This window comes from Pseudoxanthomonas sp. SGNA-20 (genome assembly GCF_003931635.1).
Taxonomy (GTDB): Bacteria; Pseudomonadota; Gammaproteobacteria; order Xanthomonadales; family Xanthomonadaceae; genus Pseudoxanthomonas.
The window spans coordinates 26588-48945 of record NZ_RRYK01000007.1 but is presented as its reverse complement, the minus strand read 5'-3'; the positions used below and the strand labels follow the sequence as shown (position 1 = coordinate 48945).

The window sequence follows — 22358 nt, the reverse complement described above, 5'->3', positions numbered from 1 at the left end:
GCCCTGACGCAGGCCGCGGCGTGCCGGCGAGGCTTACGCGGCCGGGCCGCTGCCGCTCACGCTGGCCACCGCGTCGTGCGGATGCAGGCTCTCGAAGTGCGAGACCGTGGCTTCGTAGCGCTCGATCCGCGGGTCGGCGGACAGCACCGAGGCCACGCGCCGGGCGGCGTCCTCGCAGAACATCAGGTTGGCGGCGTTGAGCTCGGCGAAGGCCTGCTCGTCCTCGCGCTTGACCGCGGTCTGCACCGGGGTGCCCAGCGAGGCCTCCAGGGCGTCGATCAGGGCCACCAGCGGCAGTTCGTCGAACTGCGGGCGCAGCTCCACGCGGACCCTGGCCTCGCTGCGCTGCGCATGCGGGGTGGCCGCCATGCCGCGCTCGGACGACAGCCACTGCGCGATCTCCTCCACCCGCAGCGCCTCGGCATCGCCGAAGTCGGCACGCAGGCGCGCGGCATTGGCCTGGCGCGACAGCGCCGCCGAGCACGGGCAGGTGCTGGAGTACTCCAGGGAGAATCCGAGCACCAGCTTCAGGTGACCATCCTCCAGCAGCGCCTCGATCTCCACCGGGTAGCGCTTCCAGCCGGCGTTGTCGCTGCGCAGGGCGCGGCGCAGCAGCAGCGCCTCGTAGCGCAGGCGCAGGCGCGCGCGGGTGGCCAGGCCGGCCTGGGACTCGACGCTGTCCTGCAGGATGTGGCGCAGGCCGGCCGGGGTGACCTCGTGCCGGGCCAGCTCCTGCTGCAGGCGCAGGTACAGCCGCGACATGTGGATGCCGCGCTCGCCGGCGCGGTGCAGGTTCACCGACAGGTCGGCCTGGGCCGCGACCTGGACATGGCCGCCGGCGCCGTCGGGCACGCGCACCGGGATGGCGATGCCTTCCATGCCAACCCAGTCCAGCGGACGGGCCAGCGCGGCCGGCTGGTAGGCGACGTCCGGCAGCAGGTCGCCGGCGCGGGAGAGATCGGGAGCGGGAAGGGACATGGGAGGGCTGGGGAAGTTCGGGGAAGCATCCGGCCTGGCCGCGGCGGCAGCCGTCGAATGGCCGTGGAAGCGGGAAGGACCGGACTGTCGTTGCCGTGCATTGTAACGGCTGGGGCCGGCCGGCCCGGCCGCGGCGGCGGGACGGAGTGTGCCGGCCGGTACCGCCGGTTCAGCCGCGTGCGGCGCGCCAGGAATCCCAGAGGATGCGCAGCGGATGCGCCTGGGCGCGGCGCCCGGCTGCCTGCGGCCGCAGCCGGCCGCGGGCCAGCACCGCCCAGATCCGGCGCGGCGCGGCACCGGCCACCCGTGCCGGCCAGTCCTGCAGCAGGGCCGCGGCCCATTGCCGCTGGGCGCGCTCGGCCTCCGCCGTGCCCTCCCCGCCCAGCAGGCTCAGCGGCACCGCCGCCTGCCCGACCTCGGCCAGGCGCGAGGCCAGCACCTGCGCCGCCAGCTGCTGCGGACGCGCGGCCGGCCCGCCCAGCACCACCGCCTCCACTTCCGCCACCGCCGCGGTATAGCCCTGCAGCGCGGCCAGCGCGGCCTGCGGATCGGCGGCGCGGGCACGGGCGGCGACCAGGTCCGGCAGCGCCGCGGCCAGTCGCTCCCAGGGTGCCGGCAGCGGCTCCAGCATCCGCCCGAGCGGATGCCGCGAGCGGTGCCCGGCCCAGTCGGCCAGCTCGGTGGCCCACCAGCCCAGCTTGGCGTCGGCCGGCAGCGGGTCGCCGGCGATGTTGAGGATGTCGTCGAATTCCTGCAGCAGGGCGAACCAGGCCAGCACGCGCCCGCGCTCGGCCTGCGGCACGAACACCTCGGCCACGGCCCACTCCGGCCAGCGCTGCCGCCATTTGTCCAGGAAACTGTCGAGGGCCGAGGGTGTGCTCATGGGAGTTCTTCGGTGGACGCGTGGCCCGCAAGCCGATCGTGCCGGCAGGAGACGGGAATCAGCGGCGCGGCCAGGCGGCCGGTTGGACCAGTTCGTGCGGCCGGGTGGCCACACGGTCGGCCTGCCAGGTGAGCGGATCGTCGCCGTCGAGGCGGTAGCCCCACAGCACCGCGATCGAGGACATGCCGGCTCCCTTGGCGGCCAGCACGTCGCGCTCGTCGTCGCCGACGTAGACGCAGTCGGAAGGATCGGCGCCGAGGGTGCGCGCGGCCTCCAGCAGCGGCAGCGGATGCGGCTTGCGCTCGGCATAGGTGTCGCCGCCGACCAGCACCGCGCAGCGTTCCTGCCACCCCAGTCCGGCGACCACGTCGCGGGCCAGGTATTCGGCCTTGTTGGTGATGATGCCCCAGCGCGAGCCAGCGGCTTCCAGCGCCTCCAGCATCGCGGCGATGCCGTCGAACAGGCGGCTGTGCCGGCCCAGCTCCTGCTGGTAGACCTCGAGGAACTCGGCCACCAGCGCGGCATGAGCCTCGCCCTCGGCCTCGGCGAACACGAAGGACACCATCGCCCGCGCGCCCTTGGACACGTGCTTGCGCAGTGCGTCCGCATCCACCGGGCCGAGGCCGCGGGCGGCCAGCATGCGGTTGGCGGTGGCGACCATGTCCGGTGCGCTGTCCAGCAGGGTGCCGTCCAGGTCGAACAGCGCCACCGGCGGGAACCCGCCGCCCTGCCCCACCGCAGCCGTCACGGCTTCACCGCGCAGGCCAGGTAGTTGACCGAGGTCTGCCGCGACGGCCGCGCGCGTTGGCGCAGCGGGTCGTAGAACAGGCCGCTGACGTCCTCCAGCTGCAGGCCGGCATCGCGCAGCCAGGCCGCCAGTTCGGAGGGCTTGATGAAGTCGGCATAGCGGTGGGTGCCCTTGGGCAGCAGCCGCGCCACGTACTCGGCGCCGACGATGGCCAGCGCGAACGCGGCCGGGGTGCGGTTGAGCGTGGACAGGAACAGGCGGCCACCGGGCCGCAGCAGCCTGGCGCAGGCGGCGATGATGGCACCTGGGTCCGGCACGTGCTCGAGCATCTCCATGCAGGTCACCGCGTCGAAGCTGCCCGGGCGTTCCCCGGCCAGCGCCTCCACCGACTGCACCAGGTATTCGACCTGCACGCCCGATTCCAGCGAGTGCAGGCGCGCGACCTTGACCAGCTCCGGGGCCAGGTCGGCGGCGGTCACGCGCGCGCCGGCGCGGGCCAGGGCTTCGCTGAGGATGCCGCCGCCGCAGCCCACGTCCAGCACCGTGCTGCCGGCCAGCGGCACGCGGCTGGCGACATAGTCCAGGCGCACCGGGTTGAGCACGTGCAGGGCCCGCTGCGGGCCGTCCGGGTCCCACCAGCGGTTGGCCAGCGCGGCGAACTTGTCCAGCTCGGCCTGGTGGTAGTTGGCGCTGGTGGCGGCTTCGGCGTGGGTCGTCATCGTCATTCCTCCGCGAGGCGGCCATTGTAGGCCAGCCGGCCGCGACGGCCGCGCGAGGCGCGGCCGCGGTTTGCAGGATTCAGCGGCCGAGCGCGGCGATGCGCTGGCGCCACTGGCGGGCGTTGGCGATCAGGGCCGCGGTGTCGATGTCCACCAGCTCGCGCGCGTCCAGCTTGCGGCGGCCGGCGATCCACACGTCGCTCACCTGCTGGCGGCCGACCGCGTAGACCAGCTGCGACAGCACGTGGTGCAGCGGCTGGGCCTCCAGCGCCGACAGGTCCACGCACACCAGGTCGGCCTCCTTGCCCGGTTCGATCGAGCCGATGCGCTCGCCGAAACCCAGCGCGCGGGCGCCGCCGAGGGTGGCGGCGCGCAGCGTGGTGGCTGCGTCCAGGGCGGTGGCGTCGTTGGCCACGGCCTTGGCCAGCAGGGCCGCGGTGCGCAGCTCGCCGAACATGTCCAGGTCGTTGTTGCTGGCGCAGCCGTCGGTGCCGATCGCCAGGTTCACGCCTGCGCGCTGCAGGGCGCAGGCCGGGCAGAAGCCGGAGGCCAGCTTGAGGTTGGACTCGGGGCAGTGGGCCACGTGCACGCCGCGCTCGGCGCACAGGTGGATCTCGGCCTCGGTCAGCTGGGTCATGTGCACCGCGATCAGGCGGTCGTTGACCAGGCCCAGGCGGTCCAGCCGCGCCAGCGGGCGCTGGCCGTATTCCTTCAGCGAGTCGGCGATTTCCTGCGCGGTCTCGTGGGTGTGCAGGTGGACCTGGGTGTCGAGCTGGTCGGACAGCATCCGCACCCGCTCGAAGTTGGCGTCGCTGACGGTGTACGGCGCGTGCGGGGCGAACGCGGTGGCGATCAGCGGATCGTCGCGCCACTGGTCGTGGACCTCGCCGGCCTTGTCGAAGTACTCGTCGTCGCTGCGCGCCCAGGCGGTGGGGAAATTGATCACCGGCAGGCCGACCAGGGCGCGGAAGCCGTGCTTCCTGTAGACCGCGGCCTGCACGTCCGGGAAGAAGTAGTTCTCGTTGGCGCAGGTGGTGCCGCCGCGCAGCATCTCGGCGATGGCCAGGGCCATGCCGTCGGCGACGAAGTCCGGCCCGATCACCGCGGCCTCCACCGGCCAGATGTGCTGCTGCAGCCAGGTCATCAGCGGCAGGTCGTCGGCGACGCCGCGCAGCAGGGTCATCGGGTTGTGGGTGTGGGCGTTGACCAGGCCCGGGATCAGCGCCGCGTCCGGGCGCTGCACCACCTCGGCCGCGGCGAAGCGCGCGCGCGCCTCGGCGGTCGGCAGCACGGCCACGATCCTGCCGCCGGATACGGCGACGGCGTGGTCTTCCAGGACCACGCCGTGCGGTTCGACCGGGACGACCCAGCCGGCTTCGATGAGAAGGTCGCAGGCCTGGGGGGAAATATCGGTCATGCGCTCCTGCTCACTCATTCCTGTTGCGGGTGGACATCATCCCAGCGCGGGCGGGATGCGTCACTACGTCGCTTCACGCTGGCGAAGGGCCCCACGGCAGCCGGACGGCTGTGAGACCCGGGCCCATTGGCTTTCAAAGGACTGGCGCCCGTCGGGCAGCTGCGCAGCCGATCCGCAAGCCACCGTCGGTGCCTGATTGCGCGCCTGGTGCCAGCCAGGACCACTGGCTCCGGCTTGCGCCGGGACGACGGGAACCTGGGGTTCCCGCGTCGCAGGGCCCCGGGAAGGCACGGGAATCCCGCTGCCTAAGCCATCCGCCTGCGGCGGCGCCGTTCGCGGGGAAGACGATACGGGGCCCGCGTCGCGGGCGCCTGGCGAGAGGCGCCGGATGCGGCCTTCGCCGGGATGACGATCCGGCAAGCCCGCGGCCGCCGGCGGCGGCCACGGGCCGGATCGTCACTTCACGCGGGAGACGTACTCGCCGGAGCGGGTGTCAACCTTGATCACCTCGTCCTGGCCGACGAACAGCGGCACGCGGACCACGGCGCCGGTCTCCAGGGTGGCCGGCTTGCCGCCGCCGCCGGAGGTATCGCCGCGCACGCCCGGGTCGGTCTCGACGATCTTCAGTTCGACGAAGTTCGGCGGGGTCACCTGGATCGGGGTGCCGTTCCACAGGGTCACCACGCACTGCTCCTCGCCCTTGAGCCACTTGGCGGCATCGCCCACGCCGTTCTTGTCGGCCTGGACCTGCTCGAAGGTCTCCGGCTGCATGAAGTGCCAGTACTCGCCGTCGTTGTACAGGTACTGCATGTCGGTATCGACGACGTCCGCGGCCTCGACCGAATCGGTCGACTTCATGGTGATTTCCTGCACGCGGCCGGTGCGGATCTGGCGGTACTTCACGCGGGTGAAGGCCTGGCCCTTGCCCGGCTTGACGTACTCGGTGTCGGTGATGATCGCGGGTTCGTTGTTGACCAGGATCTTCATCCCGTTCTTGACGTCGTTCATGCCGTAAGAGGCCATGGGAACTCCTTGGGTATGGCGAGGCCGCCACCTGGCGGCCGGCAGTTGGAAGCGGCGGTTAGAATGTAGGCGCCCGCCGTCGCCGGCGGGCCGTCCTCCAGACCGCACATGATACCCGCAGCCCCCACGCCCATGCAGCCGGACCCCGCGCCGGCGCCTGCCCCCGCCGCCGTTCCCGCCACCCCACGCTGGCAGCGCCTGTGGCGCGAGGCGGTGCGCGACCCGCGCGAGCTGCTGGCGATGCTCGGACTGGACGCGGTCGCGGCCGGGATTTCCGACGCCGCCGCGGCGCAGTTCGCCATGCGCGTGCCGCGCGGGTTCGCTGCCCGCATGCGCCCCGGTGACCTGCACGACCCGCTGCTGCGCCAGGTCCTGCCGGTGGTGGACGAGGAGCGGATCGTGCCCGGCTTCGCCCTGGACGCGGTCGGCGACGGCGCGGCCAAGAAGGCCGACGGCGTGATCCAGAAATACCGCGGCCGCGCCCTGCTGGTGGCCACCGGCAGCTGCGCGGTCAACTGCCGCTACTGCTTCCGCCGCCATTTCCCCTACGCCGACGAGACCGCCGCGCGCGACGGCTGGGCCGGCGCGGTGGCGGCGATCGCGGCCGATCCGGGCATCGACGAGGTGATCCTGTCCGGCGGCGACCCGCTGTCGCTGGCCACGCCCAAGCTGGCCGAACTGAGCGCGCAGCTGGCGGCAATCCCGCACATCCGCCGCCTGCGCATCCACAGCCGCCTGCCGGTGGTGCTGCCGGAGCGCGTCGACGAGGCCTTCGTGGAGTGGATGTCGGCCCTGCCCTGGCCGGTGGCGTTCGTGGTCCACGCCAACCACGCCAACGAGTTCGACGCCTCGGTGGACCAGGCCCTGGCGCGCCTGCGCCGCGCCGGCGCCCAGCTGCTCAACCAGGCGGTGCTGCTGCGCGGGGTGAACGATTCGGTCGACGCCCTGGCCGAGCTGTGCGAGCGCGGCTACGCCGCCGGGGTGCTGCCGTACTACCTGCACCAGCTGGACCGGATCCAGGGCGCGGCCCACTTCGAGGTCGACGACGAGCGCGCCCGCGCGCTGCACCGGCAGCTGGCGGCGCGCCTGTCCGGCTACCTGGTGCCGAAACTGGTGCGCGAGGTCCAGGGCGACCCGGGCAAGCGCCCGCTGTGACCCCGGCGCCACCTCAGTCCTTCAGGCCCCACAGCAGCATCGCGTCGCCGTAGGAGAAGAAGCGGTAGCGCCGTTCCACCGCGTGGCGGTAGGCGGCGAAGATCCGCTCCTTGCCGGCGAAGGCCGAGACCAGCATCAGCAGGGTGCTCTCCGGCAGGTGGAAGTTGGTCACCAGCGCGTCCACGCTGCGCACCTTGTAGCCTGGGAAGATGAAGATCCGGGTCTCGCCCGCGAACGGCTGCAGCTGTCCATCGCGCATGGCACTTTCCAGCGCGCGCACCACGGTCGTGCCCACCGCGATCACCCGGCCGCCGGCGGCGCGGGTGCGGCGCACCTGGGCCACCAGCTCGGCGCCGACGTTCAGCCACTCGCTGTGCATGGTGTGCTCGCGCACGTCCTCCACCCGCATCGGCTGGAAGGTGCCGGCGCCCACGTGCAGGGTGACGTGGCCGAACTCCACCCCGCGCTCGCGCAGGCGCTGCAGCAGGGCGTGGTCGAAGTGCAGGCCGGCGGTGGGCGCGGCCACGGCGCCGACCTCGCGCGCGAACACGGTCTGGTAGCGCTCGGCGTCGGCCGCGTCCGGCTCGCGCTGGATGTACGGCGGCAGCGGCAGGCGCCCGACCCGGGCCAGCCACTGCTCCAGCGGCTCGCCGACCTCGAAGCGCACGACGAAGAACGCGTCCTCGCGCCCCAGCACCTCGGCCTGGCCGCCGCCGTCCAGCACGATCCGCGAACCCGGCTTGGGCGACTTGCTGGCGCGCATCTGCACCCGCGCCTGCGCGTCCGGCAGCAGGCGCTCGATCAGGATCTCGACCCGGCCGCCGCTTTCCTTCTGTCCGAACAGGCGCGCCGGGATCACCCGGGTGTCGTTGAACACCAGCAGGTCGCCGGGCTGTAGCAGGTCCGGCAGGTCGCGCACGTGCAGGTCGGCGAAGTCGCCCTCGCCGGGCGGCACCACCAGCATCCGGCTGGCCGAGCGCTCGGCCAGGGGCGCCTGCGCGATCAGTTCCTCGGGCAGGTCGTAGTGGAAATCGGACTTCTTCAAGGCAGTGCCGGCGCTTGGGGGGCCGGTATTGTACGGCCGCGCGCCCGCCCGGCCGGCCTTCAGCGCTCGAACTTGGTCGACAGGATGATCGAGGACGAGGTGCGCTCCACGCCTTCCAGCGCGCCTATGCGGTCGGTCAGCTCGTCCATCGCGCCCACGTCGGCGGCCACGCCCAGCGCCACCAGGTCGTGGGCGCCGCTGACCGAATGCAGCGCGCGCACCTCGGGCATGTCGGCCAGGGCCTTGACCACCGCCGGCATGCGCTTGGGCGAGACGGTGATGAGGATGTGGGCGCGGATGCGGTCGCGCTCGTAGCCGTCGTCCAGCCGCACCGAATAGCCGCGGATGACCCCCTGCTTCTCCAGCCGCTCGATCCGGCTCTGCACCGTGGTCCGCGACAGCCCCAGCCGGCGCGCCAGCTCGGCGGTGGACTGGCGTGCGTTCTCGCGCAGCAGGGACAGCAGGCGCTCGTCGGCGGCAGATAGTTTCATGTCGACAGCATTTTTCGTCGGATCGACGAAATCCTACCGCTTATTCGCCTGATCAGCGCTGCCAAGTGACGATACGGCCCCCTTAAGATGGGGGTGAACGCGCCCCGCGCATCCTGCCGGGCGACCACCGCCCCGCCGGGGCCGGCTCCAGCGACAGCCTGTCGCCCTGCCGTCCCGGCCCGAACCGGAGGCCTGCCATGTCCGTTCTCGCCCCCCTTGCCCCGCTGCGCGCCCATGCCGGCGCCCGCCTGACCGCCGGCCTGGATGACGCCACCCTGGAACGCCTGGCCGCCGGGCATCCGGACCTGGTCGCGGCGATCGAGGCCGCCGGCGCCGCCTACGCCCGCCAGCGCCAGGACCTGGCCGACCTGCTGGACCTGGACGAGGAAGCGCAGATCGCCGCCCTGCAGGAAGGCTTCGTCAACTTCTACGCCGATGACTGCGTGACTCCGTACATCGCCCTGGCCGCGCGCGGCCCGTGGGTGGTGACCCTCAAGGGCGCGGTGCTGTACGACGCCGGTGGCTACGGCATGCTCGGCTTCGGCCACGCGCCGCCGGAGGTGCTGGAGGCGATGGGCCGGCCGCAGGTCATGGCCAACATCATGACCCCGAGCCCTTCGCAGCGCCGCTTCGTCCAGGCGCTGCGCGCCGAGATCGGGCACAGCCGCGGCGGCTGCCCGTTCGAGCGCTTCATGTGCCTCAACTCCGGCTCCGAGGCCGTGGGCCTGGCCTGCCGCATCGTCGACATCAACGCCAAGCTGCAGACCGATCCGGGCGCGCGCCACGCCGGCGCCACCATCAAGCGCCTGGTGGTCAAGGGCAGCTTCCACGGCCGCACCGACCGCCCGGCGCTGTATTCGGACTCCACCCGCCGCACCTACCGCCAGCACCTGGCCAGCTACCGCAACGAGGATTCGGTGCTGGTGGTGCCGCCGTACGACATCGCCGCCCTGCGCAAGGCCTTCGCCGACGCCCAGGCCAACGGCTGGTTCATCGAGGCGGTGTTCCTGGAGCCTGTCATGGGCGAAGGCGACCCGGGCCGCGCCGTGCCGGTGGACTTCTACAACGCCGCCCGCGAACTGACCCGCGCCCACGGCAGCCTGCTGCTGGTGGACTCGATCCAGGCCGGCCTGCGCGTGCACGGCGTGCTCTCGATCATCGACTACCCCGGTTTCGAGGGCATCGATCCGCCGGACATGGAGACCTACTCCAAGGCGCTCAACGCCGCCCAGTTCCCGCTGTCGGTGCTGGCGGTGACCGCGCATGCCGCGGGCCTGTACCGCAAGGGCGTGTACGGCAACACCATGACCACCAACCCGCGTGCGCTGGACGTGGCCTGCGCCACCCTCGGCATGCTCACGCCGCAGGTCCGCCGCAACATCCGCGAGCGTGGCGCCCAGGCAGTGCAGAAGCTGGAAGCGCTCAAGGCCGAGCTGGGCGGACTGATCACCAAGGTCCAGGGCACCGGCCTGCTGTTCTCCTGCGAGCTGGCCCCGCAGTTCAAGTGCTACGGCGCCAACTCGACCGAGGAGTGGCTCCGCATGCACGGGGTCAACGTGATCCACGGCGGCGAGAACTCGCTGCGCTTCACCCCGCACTTCGCGATGGACGAGGAAGAGCTGGACCTGCTGGTCTCGCTGGTCGGCCGCGCCCTGCGCGAGGGGCCGCGTCGGGAGCAGGTGGCGGCCGCCTGAGGGCGCGAGTCGCTTGAAGGGCTAAAACGAGGCTCAAGCGCTGACTTCGGGCAGGGGCCGCCGTGCCTTGGGCATGCGGCGCGCCCCTCGGGACGGCGGACTCCCTCCGAAGTCATGCAACCGGAAGCCCTGCCGTTGCCGCCTCACTCCCCTCGGTACCGCTCCAGCGCCCGGCCGATCAGCGCCCTGGCCTCGGCCGCATCGCCCCAGCCCGACAGCTGCACCGGGTTGCTGCCTTCCGGCAGGTCTTTGTAGATCCGGAAGAACGCCTCGATCCTTTGCCGCTCGATCTCCGGCAGGTCGGCCAGGTCGCGGATCCGCGCATAGGTCGGATCGACCTTGTCGACCGGCACCCCGACGATCTTCTCGTCGCGCTCGCCCTTGTCGAGCATGCGCAGCACCCCGATCGGGCGGAAGCGGACCAGCACGCCCGGATGCAGGGGCTCGCGGGTCAGCACCAGCGCGTCCAGCGGATCGCCGTCGCCGGCCAGGGTCCGCGGCATGGAGCCGTAGTTGGCCGGGTAGACCACCGGCATCGACTGGAAACGGTCGACGAACAGCAGGCCCTCCTGATTGATCTCGTACTTGGTGAAACTCCCGGCCGGGATCTCCACCGCCAGCAGCACCTCCTCCGGCGCCTGCCTGGGCTGGGCCGCCTGCAACGGATGACGGACGGGCGCCTGCTCCTGCCCGGCGAGAGCCGGCCAGGACAGGCAGGAAAGCAGCGCCACCGCGGCGACGCGACGGATCAGCACGTGCATGGGTTCGGCTCCTGGGGAAACGGGTGGATTCGACCGGCGGCGAAGCGGCGGCGCATCACTCCCAGCACCGGTCGGCACGCCCCTTGAGGGTCCGCGCGCGGCCGCAGGCGCGCTCCCCTATGCGGCCGTCGGCCTGCTCGACCAGCCGGGTCGCCCGGCCCTCGCGCACCAGTTCGAAGGCGTCGTACAGGCGACCGGTCGCGGTGCGCGACTCGTAGCGCAGGCGTGCGCCGTCGATCCGGATCACCTGGAACAGCTGGGTGTCCTCGGCCACCGGCGCCATCGTCGCGCGCGCCTCGGGCGAGAGCCGGTACTGCTTGGCGCCGGCCACCGAAACCAGGTACTGCGGCGTCGCCTGGCCGGCCCGCAGCCCGCCGCGACGGCCGTAGACGTGGTCGTGGCCCTGCAGCACCAGGTCGACCCGGCGCCGCTCCAGCACCGGCAGCACGTGTTCGCGCAGCAAGGCGTTGTCGCGGTCCTGGCGCGGCGAGAACATCGGCTGGTGGACCATGACGATGCTCCAGCGTCGCGGGCTGTCGGCCAGCACCGCGTCCAGCCAGCGCGCCTGGTCCCGGGCCGTGCCCAGGTCGAGGGCGGAGGTGCCGTCGAGCACCGCCACCCGCACGTCCTGGTAGTCGAACCAGTAGCTGGTGCCGCGCGCACCCGGCGCGCCGTTGCCGGGCAGGGCGAACACGACCGGCCAGTGCGCGCCGAGCACGCGACGTTCCTGCGGCGTGTCCTCGAACTCCTCGAAGTACTCGTGGTTGCCCGGCGCCGGAGCGACCACCATCGAAGTCGGCAGCGCGCCGAGGGAGGCGAACCATTCGCCCCATTCGTTGTCGTCCTCGCCGTCGCCGCCGTTGACCAGGTCGCCGGCGAACAGCGCCAGGCGCGCGTCGGGGGCGTGGCGCATGGCCTCGCGCAGCACTCGCGTGCCCAGGCTCAGGTTCTTGTTCTGGGTGTCGCCGAAGTACAACAGGGTCAGCGGCGCATCCGCGGCCGCGGCGGTGCGGGTGTGGAACCAGGCGCTCCAGCTGCGGTCGCCCTGCACCCGCCAGGCATACAGGGTGTCGGGCTGCAGCCCGCCAACCTCGGCCCGGTGCTGGTGCGCAAGCCCGTTCTCGGTCCGCAAGGGGGTGCTGCTCGCCAGCAGCCGGCGCGGGCTGCCCATGTCGGGCGAATCGCCGGCGACCACGATCTCCAGCGCGGGCGAGCGTACCGAGGCGTCGGTGCGCCAGGCCACCGCGAAGCCGGTAGCCGCCTGCTGCAGGGGCGAGGCGACGATCCGGTCCGGCGCGCCGGTCGGTGCGTGCCAGGCGGCGCCTTTCGGGACCTGGGTGTTCGGCTCGGGCGCGGCGTCGCGGGCCTGCAGCGATGCGCAGGCGGCGGCCAGCAGCAGCCCGGCGGCAATGCAGCGGATCAGCGGGCGCATGCCGGCAGCTTCAGCGCGGCGGCGATGTCGCGCCAGTCGAACGCGGCCACCCCCAGGTCCAGGTGCGAGGCGTACAGCACGCCCTGCGGGAAGCGCGCATCGCCGCGCTCGTCCAGCCAGATGCCATCGGTCAGGCCGGTGACCTCGCCCGCGAATGAGCCCGCGTGCGCCAGGCTGCGGCGGTCGAACAGGTGGAACACGGTGCGGTCGGCGAACTGGTCGCTGCCCACCCACCAGCCGCTGCCATCCGCACAGCGCAGCAGGGCGATACCCTCGGCCTGGGCCCGGTACTGGCTGGCGCCCACGTCGCGGCCGCGGTAGCGGCCCTGCAGGTCGTACTCGCGCAGGCGGGTGCCGGTGGGCACGTCCTCCTCGGCCACCAGCAGGCGGTCGTGGGCTTCGTCGCCGAACAGCGACTCCGGCACCCGGATCGCGCCGGCGGCGCTGGTGTCGCCGAAGGTCCCGGCGGCGCGCGCGCTCCAGCCGTCCGCGGCCTGGACCACCTCGTAGCGGCGGAAGCGCCGGTCCAGCTGGTCCAGCGGCGGCACGATGTCGTCGCCCTGCGCGTCCTCGCCGGCCATGTAGGCGTCGCTGACCAGTACCTCGTAGCCCTGGCCGCGGTGGCGCACCCATAGGCCGTAGGGCTGCTGCAGCCCGTCCTGGCCGAAGCTCAGCAGGGGCGCGAAGTCCGGCAGGGAGAACATCTGCACCCGCCGGTTGTCGCGCTCGACCACGAACAGGTAGCGGTCGTCGATCGTGGCCACGCCGTTGGGCCTGCGCAGCTGGCCCGGGCCCGTGCCCGGACCACCGACGGTACGCAGGCGCCGGCCGTTGTCGCCGTCGTAGACCACCAGCCGGTCGGTGGCCTTGGCGCTGGCGACCAGCATCCGCTTGCCGTCCTGGATCCAGCTGGCCGGCGAATCGATGTTGTCCTCCGGCGTGGGCGGGGTCAGGAAGGCTTCCTTCACCACCACATGCGGTACCTGGTGGTCGCGCAGCAGGACGTCGTCGGCATCGTACTGGTCGGGTTCGCGGTCCGGCACGGCGGCGGTCGGCGTAGTCGAGCAGGCGGCCAGCGGCAGCATGGCAGCCAGCCAAAGGCAGGAAGACAGGCGCAACTTCATGGTTTCCCCAGCATGGTTCCAAGGCAGGTGCCGCATCGTATGAAGCGATTGTGACAATCCGGAGAACCGACACGCCGCTGTCATCGCCCGCCCACGTGTCACACCGGTGCCATATCCGGCGGTGAAAGTTCCGTTCATTTACCACCCCACGGAACTTCCTTTCGATGAAACGCAACACGCTCGCCATCTGCCTTTCGCGCGCCCTCGCCTGCGCGGTCCTGCTGCCCCCATGCGCCGCGCTCGCCGCCCCGGCCCCGGCACCGGCACCGGGGCCGGCCGCCGCCGCCGCGGGCGAGCCCAAGCAGTTGGACGCGGTCGTGGTCCAGGGCGAGATCGCCTACCGCAACCGCGCCCCCGACATCGAACCGACCCTGGTGTACGACCTGGAGTATTTCCAGCGTTTCGAGCCCAACACCGTCGGCGACATGCTCAAGCGGGTGCCCGGCGTGGGCTTCGTCGGCAGCGACATCATGGAGTACGACGGCGCCCAGCTGCGCGGCCTGGGCGGCGGCTACACCCAGGTGCTGATCAACGGCAAGAAGGTGCCCGGCGCCGGCGACGACCGCTCGTTCTACGTCGACCGCATCCCGGCGGAGATGGTCGACCACATCGAGATCAAGCGCAGCGCCAGCGCCAACCGCAGCGGCGACGCGATGGCCGGCGCGATCAACATCGTCCTGCGCGACGCCTACGTGTTCGACGGCAGCTACGTGCGGATCGGCGCCAACCGCTGGGACGACGGCGAGGTGAACCCGACCTTCGGCGCGGTGACCTCGTTCGAGGCGCTCGGCGGGCGGCTGCTGGCCGGGGTCAACGTCCAGGACCGCTACCGCTCCAAGTTCAAGCGCTCCGACCGCTTCACCGACGACACGATGGAGGAGAAGGTCAGCTGGGAGGACCAGACCGAGGTCAAGGACGGCCGCGACTACTCGGCCAACCTGAGCTACACCGCCGAGGTCGGCGAGACCGGCCGCTTCGGCGTCGACGCCTTCTACGTCAAGACCGACCGCGACGTGACCGAGGTGTCGTTCGAGGAGGAAGTGGACGACGACGAGGTCGAGAACAAGCGGGTGCCGGGCCTGAATCCCTACGACCAGAAGAACTACGGCATCGGCCTGGACTACCGCTTCGACATGGCTGGCGGCACCACCCGGCTGAGCCTGGACCACGCCCGTTTCGAGGATTACGAAGGCACCACCGAGGGCGAGCACGTCTACGTCGGCGATGCGGCCGGCTGGGACGAGACCTGGAGCATCGACGGCGCCGAGTGGGACGAGACCGTCTACGAGGCCGAGGCCATCGACGCCAAGGACAGCGAGACCGGCTTCACCCTGGCGCATACCCGTCCGCTCGGCCGGGCCGAGCTGCAGTTCGGCATCGACGTGCGCAACAAGAAGCGCGAAAGCCTGGTCACCAGCTACGAATGGGAGGCCGACGAGGAAGGCCAGGCCGCGCCGGCCTTCCCGGCCGACTACGCCCTGGACGGCAGCGTGGCCTCGGTGATCGAGGAGAAGCGCGTGGACCCGTACGTCATGCTCAGCGGCCGCGGCGAGGTCTTCGCCTGGGAAGCCGGCCTGCGCTACGAGACCACCCGGGGCCAGGTCGAGTACATCGAGGACGAGGAAAGCGAGGGCCGCATCGACAAGGACTACGACCAGTTGCTGCCCTCGGTGAACCTGCGCTGGGACGTGACCGATGCCGACCGCATCAGCCTGTCGCTGGCCAAGACGGTCAAGCGCCCGAACTTCAACGAGCTGATCCCGGCCCTGCTGGACGGCGAGTTCGGCGACAACGACTACATCGGCAACCCGGAACTGGAGCCGGAGACCGCCAATGGCATCGACCTGGGCTTCGAGCACCGCCTGGGCCGGCGCGGCGTGGTGGGCCTGAACTTCTTCTACCGCGACGTCAAGGACCTGATCGAGCTGGTCAACACCGGCGCGCCCAGCGAGGCGGCGGTCGAGGACTACGAGGACGACATCGCCGACATGGTCGACGACGGCGACTACGCCAGCGAGGCCGAAGCCATCGCCGCCAACCCGTTCGAGGCCGAGAGCTGGTTGTTCACCTCGGCCAATGTCGGCGACGGCAAGGTCTACGGCTTCGAGTTCGACCTCTCCACCCCGCTGTCCGCGTTCGGCATGGACGACACCGGCGTGTTCCTGAACTACTCATGGGTCGACTCCCGGGTCGATGACTTCATGGGCCGGCGGCGCTTCAACGACCAGGCCAAGAGCACCTTCAACATCGGCTTCATCCAGGACCTGCCGGCCCTGGCCGCCAGCTTCGGCCTGACCTACCGCAAGCAGGGCGACGCCTACGCCCGGTTCCTCGGCGAGGAAGCCATCATCCGGTACGGCGGGGAACTGGACGCCTTCGTCGAGAAGCGCTTCGGCCGGAACTTCTCGGTGCGGCTGTCGGCCAACAACCTGCTCGACGCGAGCAAGGACGAGTTCTTCGACAAGTTCAACACCCTCGAGGACCAGCTCGACCGCGACTACGACGAGTACGAGCTCGAGACCGAGGAAGCCGGGCCCAGCTACCAGCTGGTGATGCGCATGGCGTTCTGAGCCGCGCACCGGGTGGAGCCGGCGCAGCGCCGGCTTCGCCTTTCCGCATCGACGCGTTTGCTGCAGACTTTCCAGGCCCCCATACCTGCAGGCCCGCCATGAAAGCCGTCGAAGTCCACCATCCGCTGGTCCAGCACAAGATCGGACTGCTGCGCTCGGCCGAACTGAGTACCAAGGGCTTCCGCGAACTGGTCACCGAGCTGGCAACCCTGCTGGCATACGAGGCCACGGCGGACCTGGCCACCGAGGAGGCGACGCTCCAGGGCTGGGCCGGCCCGGTGCAGGTGCGACGCATCGCCGGCGCCAAGATCAGCCTGGTGCCGATCCTGCGGGCCGGGCTGGGCATGCTGCCTGGGGTTCTCGCCCTGATTCCTGCCGCGCGCGTGAGCGTGGTCGGGCTGCAGCGCGACGAGGAAACCCTGCAACCGGTCCCCTACTTCGAACGCCTGACCGGCCGGCTGGACGAGCGCGACGTGCTGATCCTGGACCCGATGCTGGCCACCGGCGGCTCGCTCATCGCCACCATCGACATGCTCAAGCGCGCCGGCGCGCGCCGGATCAAGGGCATCTTCCTGGTGGCCGCGCCCGAGGGCCTGGCGGCGGTGGAAGCCGCGCACCCGGACGTGCAGATCTACACCGCCGCCATCGACGAGCGGCTCAACGACAAGGGCTACATCCTGCCCGGCCTGGGCGACGCCGGCGACCGCATCTTCGGCACCCGGGTCGACTGATCCGGCGTCCGGATCCGGCGGCTTCGCGCGCCACTCCCCGGCCCGTCGCGGGCCATGCAGCAAACCCGGGACGGCGGCCACCAGGCCGCCGTCCGCGCATCCGCCCTACTCTTCCACCGGCGTCAGCGCCTGCACCGCCGCGGCCACGTAGACCAGCGGCGCGTTCCAGTTGATCGCCACCTCGTTGCTGGCATAGCTGCACTCGTGGTCGAGCCACGACAGCGCCGGCAGCTTCGACGGATACGACACCGGGCAGTCGCGGCGGTCCTGCTGCGCCGGGTTCGGGCCGCCGGACAGCCAGCCCGGCACCGGCTCGCGCACGCCGTCGGCCGCCGACAGGCGGTCATGCACGTGCATCGGCGTGCGCAGGCCGAAACCGGTGACGAAGGACACGCCCAGCGGGTTGCGCCCCAGCACCCAGTCCAGGTGGGACTGGGCGGCGTCCAGCAATTCGCGCCCGCCGCCCAGGCGGTAGCCCTGCAGCATCAGCAGCGCCTGGTTGAGCACCACCGCGTTGCTGCCCCAGACGAAATCCTCGCCGCGCATGGCCAGCTTCCACGGCGACTGCGCCTCCCGCTCCTGCAGCCCGCGCGCGACCTGCAGCAGGCCCTCGCGCACCTGTCCGCGGGCAGCGTCGTCCGGCAGCCGCGGCAGGTGCTGGGCCAGCGAGATCCAGCCCAGCGCGCGCACGTCGGCCCAGCCGGGCACGCCCGGCACGCCGGCGCGTTGGTGGAATGCCTCCCAGTAGCCGGGCTCGCCGGTCAGCAGGTACAGCTCGGCCGCGGCCCAGGCGAACTCGTCCTCCAGGTAGGCATCGCCATAGGCGCCGGTACCGACGTCCGCCGGCTGCCGGTACTCGACCTGCGGATTGGCCAGGGCCCAGGCCCAGGCCTGCTGCGCGGCATCGGCCATGCGCCGCGCCAGGCCCGGGAACTGCGCTTCGTACGGCGCGTAGATGCGGCTGGCCATGGCCATCACCGCGGCGAAGTCCAGGGTCGCGGCGGTGCTCTTGGCCATCACGTAGCGCGGCGCGGTGTCCTGGTGCGGCATCACCATGGCGGAGAACTGCAGCGTGGTCAGCTTGTGGTACACGCCGCCGTCGGCCGGGTCCTGCATGGCCAGCATCCACTGCAGGTTCCACAGCGCTTCGTCGAGGATGTCCGGCACCGCATCGCCGCTTTCCGGGATGCCGGCGTCGCGGCCGCGGAAGAATTCCGGGTAGTGCTCCCACGCCGCCAGCAGGGTCCACAGGGTGATGCCGGAATTGACCACGTACTTGCCGTAGTCGCCGGCGTCGTACCAGCCGCGCGGGGCCGTGATGCGGCTGCCGGCCTTGCGCCCGGGCGAGGCCGCGGAGGCATGCACCAGCACCTTGTCGTCCGGATGCCCGGCCTTGCGCGCCCAGCGCCCGGCATGCCCGCGCGCCAGCGGCGTGCTGGCGCGGTGGAAATAGAACCCCTTCAGCGCGCCCATGGCCACGCCGGCATAGGCCCCGGCGTCGACCACGATCGGGTCGGACGGCGCCATGCCATCGACCAGCAGGCGGTAGCGGCCCGGCGTGGCGAGCGCGCTGAGGTCGGCCAGGGCCACGTCGCGCGCGGCCGGTTCCCAGTGCCCGGCCGGCTGCAGCTGCCCCTGCAGCAGCGGTTCGTCCCGGCCTTCGGCCACCACCCGGAACCGCGCCGGCGCGGAGGTTTCCACCACCACCAGCTTGCGGGCCGCCGGCGGATAGCCGAGCTGGTTGGCGCGCACCGGCGCCTGCGCCGCGCCCGGACCGGCCGCGTCGCAGCCGATCCCCAACGCCAGCAGTGTCGTGGCCAGCAAGGCCTGCATCCACTGCCGCGAAGCCGTTACCTCCATCGTTCCCCCTTTGCCTTGCGGCGTTTCTCCCGGGCGGAAAGGTAGCGGCAATGCGCGCGCGGCGGTAGACCGCCGGCGGATGCGGCGCGGCGGCTCAGGCTGCCAGGCTGTGCGCGCCCAGCGGCCGCGCGACCAGTTCGGCGACCTCGTGGATGGTGCGGTAGCGGCCCTTCTCGTCGCGCGCCACCTGGGCCAGGGCACAGCCCGGGTCGTGGGTAAAGAACAGGTGCACGTTGCGCGCCAGCTTGTCCTCGAGGAAGGCGCGCTTCTCGTCGATCAGCAGCTCGGCGTTGCGGTCGTAGCCCATGGTGATGGGCAGGTGCACCCAGGAACGGCCGGGGATCAGGTCGGCGCAGAACACCACGCCGCCGTGCGGCTGGCCGTCGACCAGTTCCGGGCCGAGGATCTCGGCCAGCATCAGGCCCGGGGTGTGGCCGTCGCTGAAGCTGAAGCGCACCGCCTGGCCCAGCGCCTGCGAGTGCGGCCCGTCGACGATCTCCAGGCGGCCGCTGGCCTCCAGCAGCGCCGGCAGTTCGGGGATGAAGCTGGCGCGGTCGCGCGGGTGCGGGTTGCGCGCGCGCTCCCAGTGCGCGGCGCCGACCAGGTAGGTGGCGTTGGGGAACAGCAGTTCCGGCGCCCTGCCCTCGGTCCACGGCGCCAGCAGGCCGCCGGCGTGGTCGAAGTGCAGGTGGCTGAGCACCACCGCGTCCACGTCCTCGTGCTCGAAACCGGCCGCGCGCAGCGATTCCACCAGCACGTGGCGGTCTTCCTGCACGCCGTAACGCTCGCGCAGCTTCGGCTCGAAGAACGCGCCGATGCCGGTCTCGAACAGCACCGTCTTGCCGTTCAGCGGGCTGGCCAGCAGCGCGCGGCAGGCCAGGTCGATGCGATTGTGCTCGTCGGGGCGGGCCCACTTCTCCCACATCGCCTTCGGCGCGTTGCCGAACATGGAGCCGCCGTCGAGTTTTTGCGAATTGCCGCGGATGGACCAGAGTTTCATGAACGAATGCTAGCGCTGCATCCGTTAAGAATCCGGAACCCGGCCGCGCCCGCTCAAGGCACGGCTTCGGCCGCGCGCACCAGGCGCACCTCGGCCTTGCCCACCGGGTTGCGCGGGTCGGTTCCGCCCTGCAGCGCGTTGCCGCGGCGATCCCACATCACCGTCTGCAGGTTGCCCCAGAAGTGGCTGGAGGCGCCGCTGGAGACCTCGCCGTCCGGCAGGTCCAGGGTGTGGCCCATGGCGCGCAGGCGCGCGGCCACCTCCGGGCTGAAGGCGCCGGTCTCGGCCTCGACCACGTCCGGCTGCCACTGGTGGTGGTAGCGCGGCAGCGCCGCCACCGCCTGCGCGTCCAGGCCGTCGGCGTAGCCGAGCACGCCCAGCAGGACCATGGTGATGATGCGGCTGCCGCCCGGGGTGCCCAGCACCGCCACGCGGTCCGGCGAAACCATGAAAGTCGGGGTCATCGAGCTGAGCGGGCGCTTGCCCGGCTCCGGCGCGTTGGCCTCGTAGCCCATCACGCCGAAGGCGTTGGGCTGGCCCGGCAGCAGGGCGAAGTCGTCCATCTCGTTGTTCAGCAGCACGCCGGTGCCCGGCGGCACCAGGCCCGAGCCGAACAGCAGGTTCACCGTCTGCGTGACCGCGGCGCGGTTGCCCTCGGCGTCGATGATCGAGAAGTGGGTGGTCTCCTCGTCCTCCAGCGGCGTGGGCAGGCCGGAGAACACGTCGCTGGGGGTGGCCTTCTGCGGATTGATGGTGGAGCGCAGGCCGGCGGCGTAGTCGCGGCTGGCCAGCACTTCCACCGGCACGTGCACGAAGCCAGGATCGCCCAGGTAGAAGGTGCGGTCGCGGAAGGCGCGGCGCATCGACTCGATGGTCAGGTGGGCGCGCTGCGCCGGGTCCAGGCTGGACAGGTTCCAGCCGGCCAGCACCTGCAGCATCTGCGCCAGGGCCACGCCGCCGGAGGACGGCGGCGGCGCGGTCACGATCTCCCAGCCGCGGTACCAGAAGCGCAGCGGCTCGCGCTCGTGCACCTGGTAGCTGGCCAGCTCCTCGGCGGTCCACTGCCCGCCCTCGGCGCGCACGCCGGCCAGCAGCTTCTTCGCCACCGGGCCGCGGTAGAAACCGTCGAAGCCGCGCTCGGCCAGCGCCTCCAGGGTGCGCGCCAGGTCGGGCTGGCGCAGCAGCTGGCCCTCCACCGGCGGCTTGCCGCCGGCCAGGAACACGGCGCGGGTGCCAGGATAGCGCTCCATCACCTGGCGCCGCGCGGCGTATCCACGCTCCAGCCGCGCGTACACCGGGAAGCCCTCGCGCGCCAGGCGGATCGCCGGCGCCAGGCTGGTCTTCAGCGGCAGCCGGCCGTACTTCTCCGCCACGTGCACCAGGCCCGCCGGCAGGCCGGGGATGGCGGCCGACCACGGACCGTTCTGGGAACGGTCGCGGTCGAGCTTGCCGTTGGCGTCGCGGTAGCGCTCGGGGGTGGCCGCCGCCGGCGCGGTCTCGCGCGCGTCGACGAACACGTCGCGGCCGCTGGCCGCGTCGTGCAGCAGGAAGAAGCCGCCTCCGCCGAGGCCGGAACTGATCGGCTCGACCACCGACAGCGCGGCCGAGACCGCGACCGCCGCGTCGAACGCGTTGCCACCCTGCTCCAGCACCTCGAAGCCGGCGGCGGTGGCCAGCTCGTGCGCGCTGGCGATGGCCGCGCCCGGCGGGCGCGCCGCCTGCGGCGCGTCGCCGCCATCGGCGGCCAGGAGCGCGGCCGGGGCCGCGGACAGGAACAGGAACGCCAGTGCCAGCAGGCGCGCGCTCAGCCTCATGGTGCAGCCTCCGGGGCATACAGTTCCGGATGCTCGCGCTGCAGGCGCCGCAGCTTCTCCAGCAGCGCCTCCTGGCTTTCCGGATGGTCGGGGTCTGGGTCGATGCACTCGACCGGGCATACCGCCACGCACTGCGGCTCGTCGAAATGGCCGACGCACTCGGTGCAGCGCGCCGGGTCGATCACGTAGATCGTCTCGCCCATCGAGATGGCCTGGTTGGGGCAGGCCGGCTCGCAGACATCGCAGTTGACGCAGAATTCGTTGATCTTCAGTGACATCGCACAGCGGTCCGGGTCATGGCCGGGGTACCTGGCGGCACCGGCCCCGCGTGGGCGGGGAGACCTTCCCGCCGGCGCCCGGCCGCGTGGCCGCGGCCGGGCTCGGGGAAATTACTTGGCCTCGACGAAGACGTAATCGGCACCGGTCGGCGCGACCACGGCATGCACGCGCGGGTTGTCCGAGGCGTCGCCGATGAACACGATGCGCACGCCCTTCAGCGAGTCCGGCTGCACGTCGGCGAACGCGGTCTCGATCAGGCCGGCCATGCGCGAGGACGCCGGCGAGCCGAAGGCCAGCAGGTTGCCCTTCTGCACGCCGCGCTTCATCGCGGTGGTGGCGGCCTCGACCTGGCGCTCGTACTTGGCCTCGAACTCCGGATCCGACTCCGGCGGCAGGTAGTACAGGAACGGGTTGTTGGTGATGGTGCCCATGTTCTCCTGCACCACCTGCGGCAGGTAGGCCTTCCAGCCGGCGTCGTCGTCGCGGGCCGGGGCGGCCAGCTTCTTCGCCTCGGTGGCCTCGTTGGCCACCGCCTCTTCCTTGTTGCCGCAGCCGGCCAGCAGCAGCGGGGACGCCACCAGGCTGGCGAGCAGGAGCGCGCGCATCGTCTTGTTCATCAGGAAATCCTCCCTTG

Annotated in this window: 20 protein-coding genes; 4 read left to right on the top strand and 16 right to left on the bottom strand. The window is 71.8% G+C overall.

The window, feature by feature from the left end:
* Positions 1 to 33 precede the first annotated feature (33 nt).
* The 6 genes from folE2 to efp form a co-directional block, all read right to left on the bottom strand.
* On the bottom strand, positions 34 to 978 hold the full coding sequence (gene folE2, locus EIM48_RS12195; protein ID WP_028915298.1) for a GTP cyclohydrolase FolE2: 945 nt from the start codon (positions 976 to 978) through the stop codon (positions 34 to 36).
* A 169-nt stretch (positions 979 to 1147) separates the two neighbouring features.
* Complete coding sequence (locus EIM48_RS12190; protein ID WP_125111776.1) at positions 1148 to 1861, bottom strand: squalene/phytoene synthase family protein; 714 nt, start codon at positions 1859 to 1861, stop codon at positions 1148 to 1150.
* Between the two features lie 58 nt (positions 1862 to 1919).
* Complete coding sequence (gene gph / locus EIM48_RS12185) at positions 1920 to 2609, bottom strand: phosphoglycolate phosphatase (RefSeq protein ID WP_125111775.1); 690 nt, start codon at positions 2607 to 2609, stop codon at positions 1920 to 1922.
* A complete protein-coding gene (gene ubiG / locus EIM48_RS12180) occupies positions 2606 to 3328 on the bottom strand; it encodes a bifunctional 2-polyprenyl-6-hydroxyphenol methylase/3-demethylubiquinol 3-O-methyltransferase UbiG (RefSeq protein WP_125111774.1) in 723 nt (240 codons plus the stop codon). Before ubiG ends, gph begins: the two co-directional genes overlap by 4 nt.
* 79 nt (positions 3329 to 3407) lie before the next feature.
* The gene (locus tag EIM48_RS12175) at positions 3408 to 4745 is read right to left on the bottom strand and encodes a TRZ/ATZ family hydrolase (RefSeq protein WP_125111773.1); all 1338 of its coding nucleotides are present in this window, start codon (positions 4743 to 4745) and stop codon (positions 3408 to 3410) included.
* Between the two features lie 456 nt (positions 4746 to 5201).
* Positions 5202 to 5768, bottom strand: coding sequence for an elongation factor P (efp, locus tag EIM48_RS12170; RefSeq protein WP_026010472.1), 567 nt, complete (start codon positions 5766 to 5768; stop codon positions 5202 to 5204).
* Positions 5769 to 5876: 108 nt separating this feature from the next.
* Between efp and epmB the strand changes: the two genes are divergently transcribed.
* Positions 5877 to 6923 (top strand): EF-P beta-lysylation protein EpmB, encoded by a 1047-nt coding sequence (gene epmB, locus EIM48_RS12165; RefSeq protein ID WP_026010473.1) that lies wholly within the window; start codon positions 5877 to 5879, stop codon positions 6921 to 6923.
* A gap of 13 nt (positions 6924 to 6936) precedes the next feature.
* On the opposite strand, the gene queA is transcribed toward epmB, so the two are convergent.
* Entirely contained in the window at positions 6937 to 7968 is a 1032-nt protein-coding gene (gene queA / locus EIM48_RS12160) for a tRNA preQ1(34) S-adenosylmethionine ribosyltransferase-isomerase QueA (RefSeq protein ID WP_028915301.1), read from the bottom strand.
* Between the two features lie 59 nt (positions 7969 to 8027).
* Entirely contained in the window at positions 8028 to 8459 is a 432-nt protein-coding gene (locus tag EIM48_RS12155; protein WP_019398388.1) for an Lrp/AsnC family transcriptional regulator, read from the bottom strand.
* 197 nt (positions 8460 to 8656) lie between these two features.
* Between EIM48_RS12155 and EIM48_RS12150 the strand changes: the two genes are divergently transcribed.
* A complete protein-coding gene (locus EIM48_RS12150) occupies positions 8657 to 10153 on the top strand; it encodes an aminotransferase class III-fold pyridoxal phosphate-dependent enzyme (RefSeq protein ID WP_125111772.1) in 1497 nt (498 codons plus the stop codon).
* A 143-nt stretch (positions 10154 to 10296) separates the two neighbouring features.
* Here the strand turns inward: EIM48_RS12150 and EIM48_RS12145 are convergent, their stop codons facing one another.
* The 3 genes from EIM48_RS12145 to EIM48_RS12135 are packed head-to-tail and all read right to left on the bottom strand — an operon-like array spanning position 10297 to position 13470.
* Positions 10297 to 10914 carry an inorganic diphosphatase gene (locus EIM48_RS12145; protein ID WP_125111771.1) on the bottom strand — a complete coding sequence of 206 codons (618 nt, stop codon included), beginning with the start codon at positions 10912 to 10914 and terminating at the stop codon, positions 10297 to 10299.
* A gap of 55 nt (positions 10915 to 10969) precedes the next feature.
* Positions 10970 to 12346 (bottom strand): FN3 domain-containing metallophosphoesterase family protein, encoded by a 1377-nt coding sequence (locus EIM48_RS12140; protein WP_125111770.1) that lies wholly within the window; start codon positions 12344 to 12346, stop codon positions 10970 to 10972.
* On the bottom strand, positions 12334 to 13470 hold the full coding sequence (locus EIM48_RS12135) for a phytase (protein ID WP_125076891.1): 1137 nt from the start codon (positions 13468 to 13470) through the stop codon (positions 12334 to 12336). Before EIM48_RS12135 ends, EIM48_RS12140 begins: the two co-directional genes overlap by 13 nt.
* Positions 13471 to 13634: 164 nt before the next feature.
* Between EIM48_RS12135 and EIM48_RS12130 the strand changes: the two genes are divergently transcribed.
* Together EIM48_RS12130 and upp are read left to right on the top strand one after the other, a co-directional pair.
* Entirely contained in the window at positions 13635 to 16040 is a 2406-nt protein-coding gene (locus EIM48_RS12130; protein ID WP_125111769.1) for a TonB-dependent receptor, read from the top strand.
* A 98-nt stretch (positions 16041 to 16138) separates the two neighbouring features.
* Positions 16139 to 16771, top strand: a complete 633-nt coding sequence (upp, locus tag EIM48_RS12125) for a uracil phosphoribosyltransferase (protein ID WP_028915305.1) — start codon at positions 16139 to 16141, stop codon at positions 16769 to 16771.
* Between the two features lie 105 nt (positions 16772 to 16876).
* Here the strand turns inward: upp and EIM48_RS12120 are convergent, their stop codons facing one another.
* The 5 genes from EIM48_RS12120 to EIM48_RS12100 all read right to left on the bottom strand — a co-directional run bounded on the left by EIM48_RS12120 (position 16877) and on the right by EIM48_RS12100 (position 22341).
* The gene (locus EIM48_RS12120; protein ID WP_233581691.1) at positions 16877 to 18604 is read right to left on the bottom strand and encodes a glycoside hydrolase family 9 protein; all 1728 of its coding nucleotides are present in this window, start codon (positions 18602 to 18604) and stop codon (positions 16877 to 16879) included.
* A gap of 121 nt (positions 18605 to 18725) precedes the next feature.
* A complete protein-coding gene (locus EIM48_RS12115; RefSeq protein WP_028915307.1) occupies positions 18726 to 19631 on the bottom strand; it encodes an MBL fold metallo-hydrolase in 906 nt (301 codons plus the stop codon).
* A 53-nt stretch (positions 19632 to 19684) separates the two neighbouring features.
* Positions 19685 to 21445 carry a gamma-glutamyltransferase gene (gene ggt, locus EIM48_RS12110; RefSeq protein WP_019398483.1) on the bottom strand — a complete coding sequence of 587 codons (1761 nt, stop codon included), beginning with the start codon at positions 21443 to 21445 and terminating at the stop codon, positions 19685 to 19687.
* On the bottom strand, positions 21442 to 21723 hold the full coding sequence (locus tag EIM48_RS12105; RefSeq protein ID WP_019398484.1) for a YfhL family 4Fe-4S dicluster ferredoxin: 282 nt from the start codon (positions 21721 to 21723) through the stop codon (positions 21442 to 21444). The genes ggt and EIM48_RS12105 overlap by 4 nt, the downstream gene beginning before the upstream one ends.
* Positions 21724 to 21834: 111 nt before the next feature.
* On the bottom strand, positions 21835 to 22341 hold the full coding sequence (locus tag EIM48_RS12100) for a hypothetical protein (protein WP_019398485.1): 507 nt from the start codon (positions 22339 to 22341) through the stop codon (positions 21835 to 21837).
* Positions 22342 to 22358 lie beyond the last annotated feature (17 nt).

What these genes read in the sequence shown, in the direction of transcription:
- ggt (WP_019398483.1), bottom strand. Translation starts at nt 21,445, where the DNA reads ATGAGGCTGAGCGCGCGCCTGCTGGCACTGGCGTTCCTGTTCCTGTCC.
- EIM48_RS12175 (WP_125111773.1), bottom strand. Translation starts at nt 4,745, where the DNA reads ATGACCGATATTTCCCCCCAGGCCTGCGACCTTCTCATCGAAGCCGGC.
- EIM48_RS12145 (WP_125111771.1), bottom strand. Translation starts at nt 10,914, where the DNA reads ATGCACGTGCTGATCCGTCGCGTCGCCGCGGTGGCGCTGCTTTCCTGC.
- EIM48_RS12135 (WP_125076891.1), bottom strand. Translation starts at nt 13,470, where the DNA reads ATGAAGTTGCGCCTGTCTTCCTGCCTTTGGCTGGCTGCCATGCTGCCG.
- EIM48_RS12155 (WP_019398388.1), bottom strand. Translation starts at nt 8,459, where the DNA reads ATGAAACTATCTGCCGCCGACGAGCGCCTGCTGTCCCTGCTGCGCGAG.
- EIM48_RS12105 (WP_019398484.1), bottom strand. Translation starts at nt 21,723, where the DNA reads ATGTCACTGAAGATCAACGAATTCTGCGTCAACTGCGATGTCTGCGAG.
- efp (WP_026010472.1), bottom strand. Translation starts at nt 5,768, where the DNA reads ATGGCCTCTTACGGCATGAACGACGTCAAGAACGGGATGAAGATCCTG.
- EIM48_RS12190 (WP_125111776.1), bottom strand. Translation starts at nt 1,861, where the DNA reads ATGAGCACACCCTCGGCCCTCGACAGTTTCCTGGACAAATGGCGGCAG.
- folE2 (WP_028915298.1), bottom strand. Translation starts at nt 978, where the DNA reads ATGTCCCTTCCCGCTCCCGATCTCTCCCGCGCCGGCGACCTGCTGCCG.
- EIM48_RS12130 (WP_125111769.1), top strand. Translation starts at nt 13,635, where the DNA reads ATGAAACGCAACACGCTCGCCATCTGCCTTTCGCGCGCCCTCGCCTGC.
- EIM48_RS12100 (WP_019398485.1), bottom strand. Translation starts at nt 22,341, where the DNA reads ATGAACAAGACGATGCGCGCGCTCCTGCTCGCCAGCCTGGTGGCGTCC.
- ubiG (WP_125111774.1), bottom strand. Translation starts at nt 3,328, where the DNA reads ATGACGACCCACGCCGAAGCCGCCACCAGCGCCAACTACCACCAGGCC.
- EIM48_RS12120 (WP_233581691.1), bottom strand. Translation starts at nt 18,604, where the DNA reads ATGCAGGCCTTGCTGGCCACGACACTGCTGGCGTTGGGGATCGGCTGC.
- EIM48_RS12150 (WP_125111772.1), top strand. Translation starts at nt 8,657, where the DNA reads ATGTCCGTTCTCGCCCCCCTTGCCCCGCTGCGCGCCCATGCCGGCGCC.
- EIM48_RS12115 (WP_028915307.1), bottom strand. Translation starts at nt 19,631, where the DNA reads ATGAAACTCTGGTCCATCCGCGGCAATTCGCAAAAACTCGACGGCGGC.
- upp (WP_028915305.1), top strand. Translation starts at nt 16,139, where the DNA reads ATGAAAGCCGTCGAAGTCCACCATCCGCTGGTCCAGCACAAGATCGGA.
- epmB (WP_026010473.1), top strand. Translation starts at nt 5,877, where the DNA reads ATGATACCCGCAGCCCCCACGCCCATGCAGCCGGACCCCGCGCCGGCG.
- EIM48_RS12140 (WP_125111770.1), bottom strand. Translation starts at nt 12,346, where the DNA reads ATGCGCCCGCTGATCCGCTGCATTGCCGCCGGGCTGCTGCTGGCCGCC.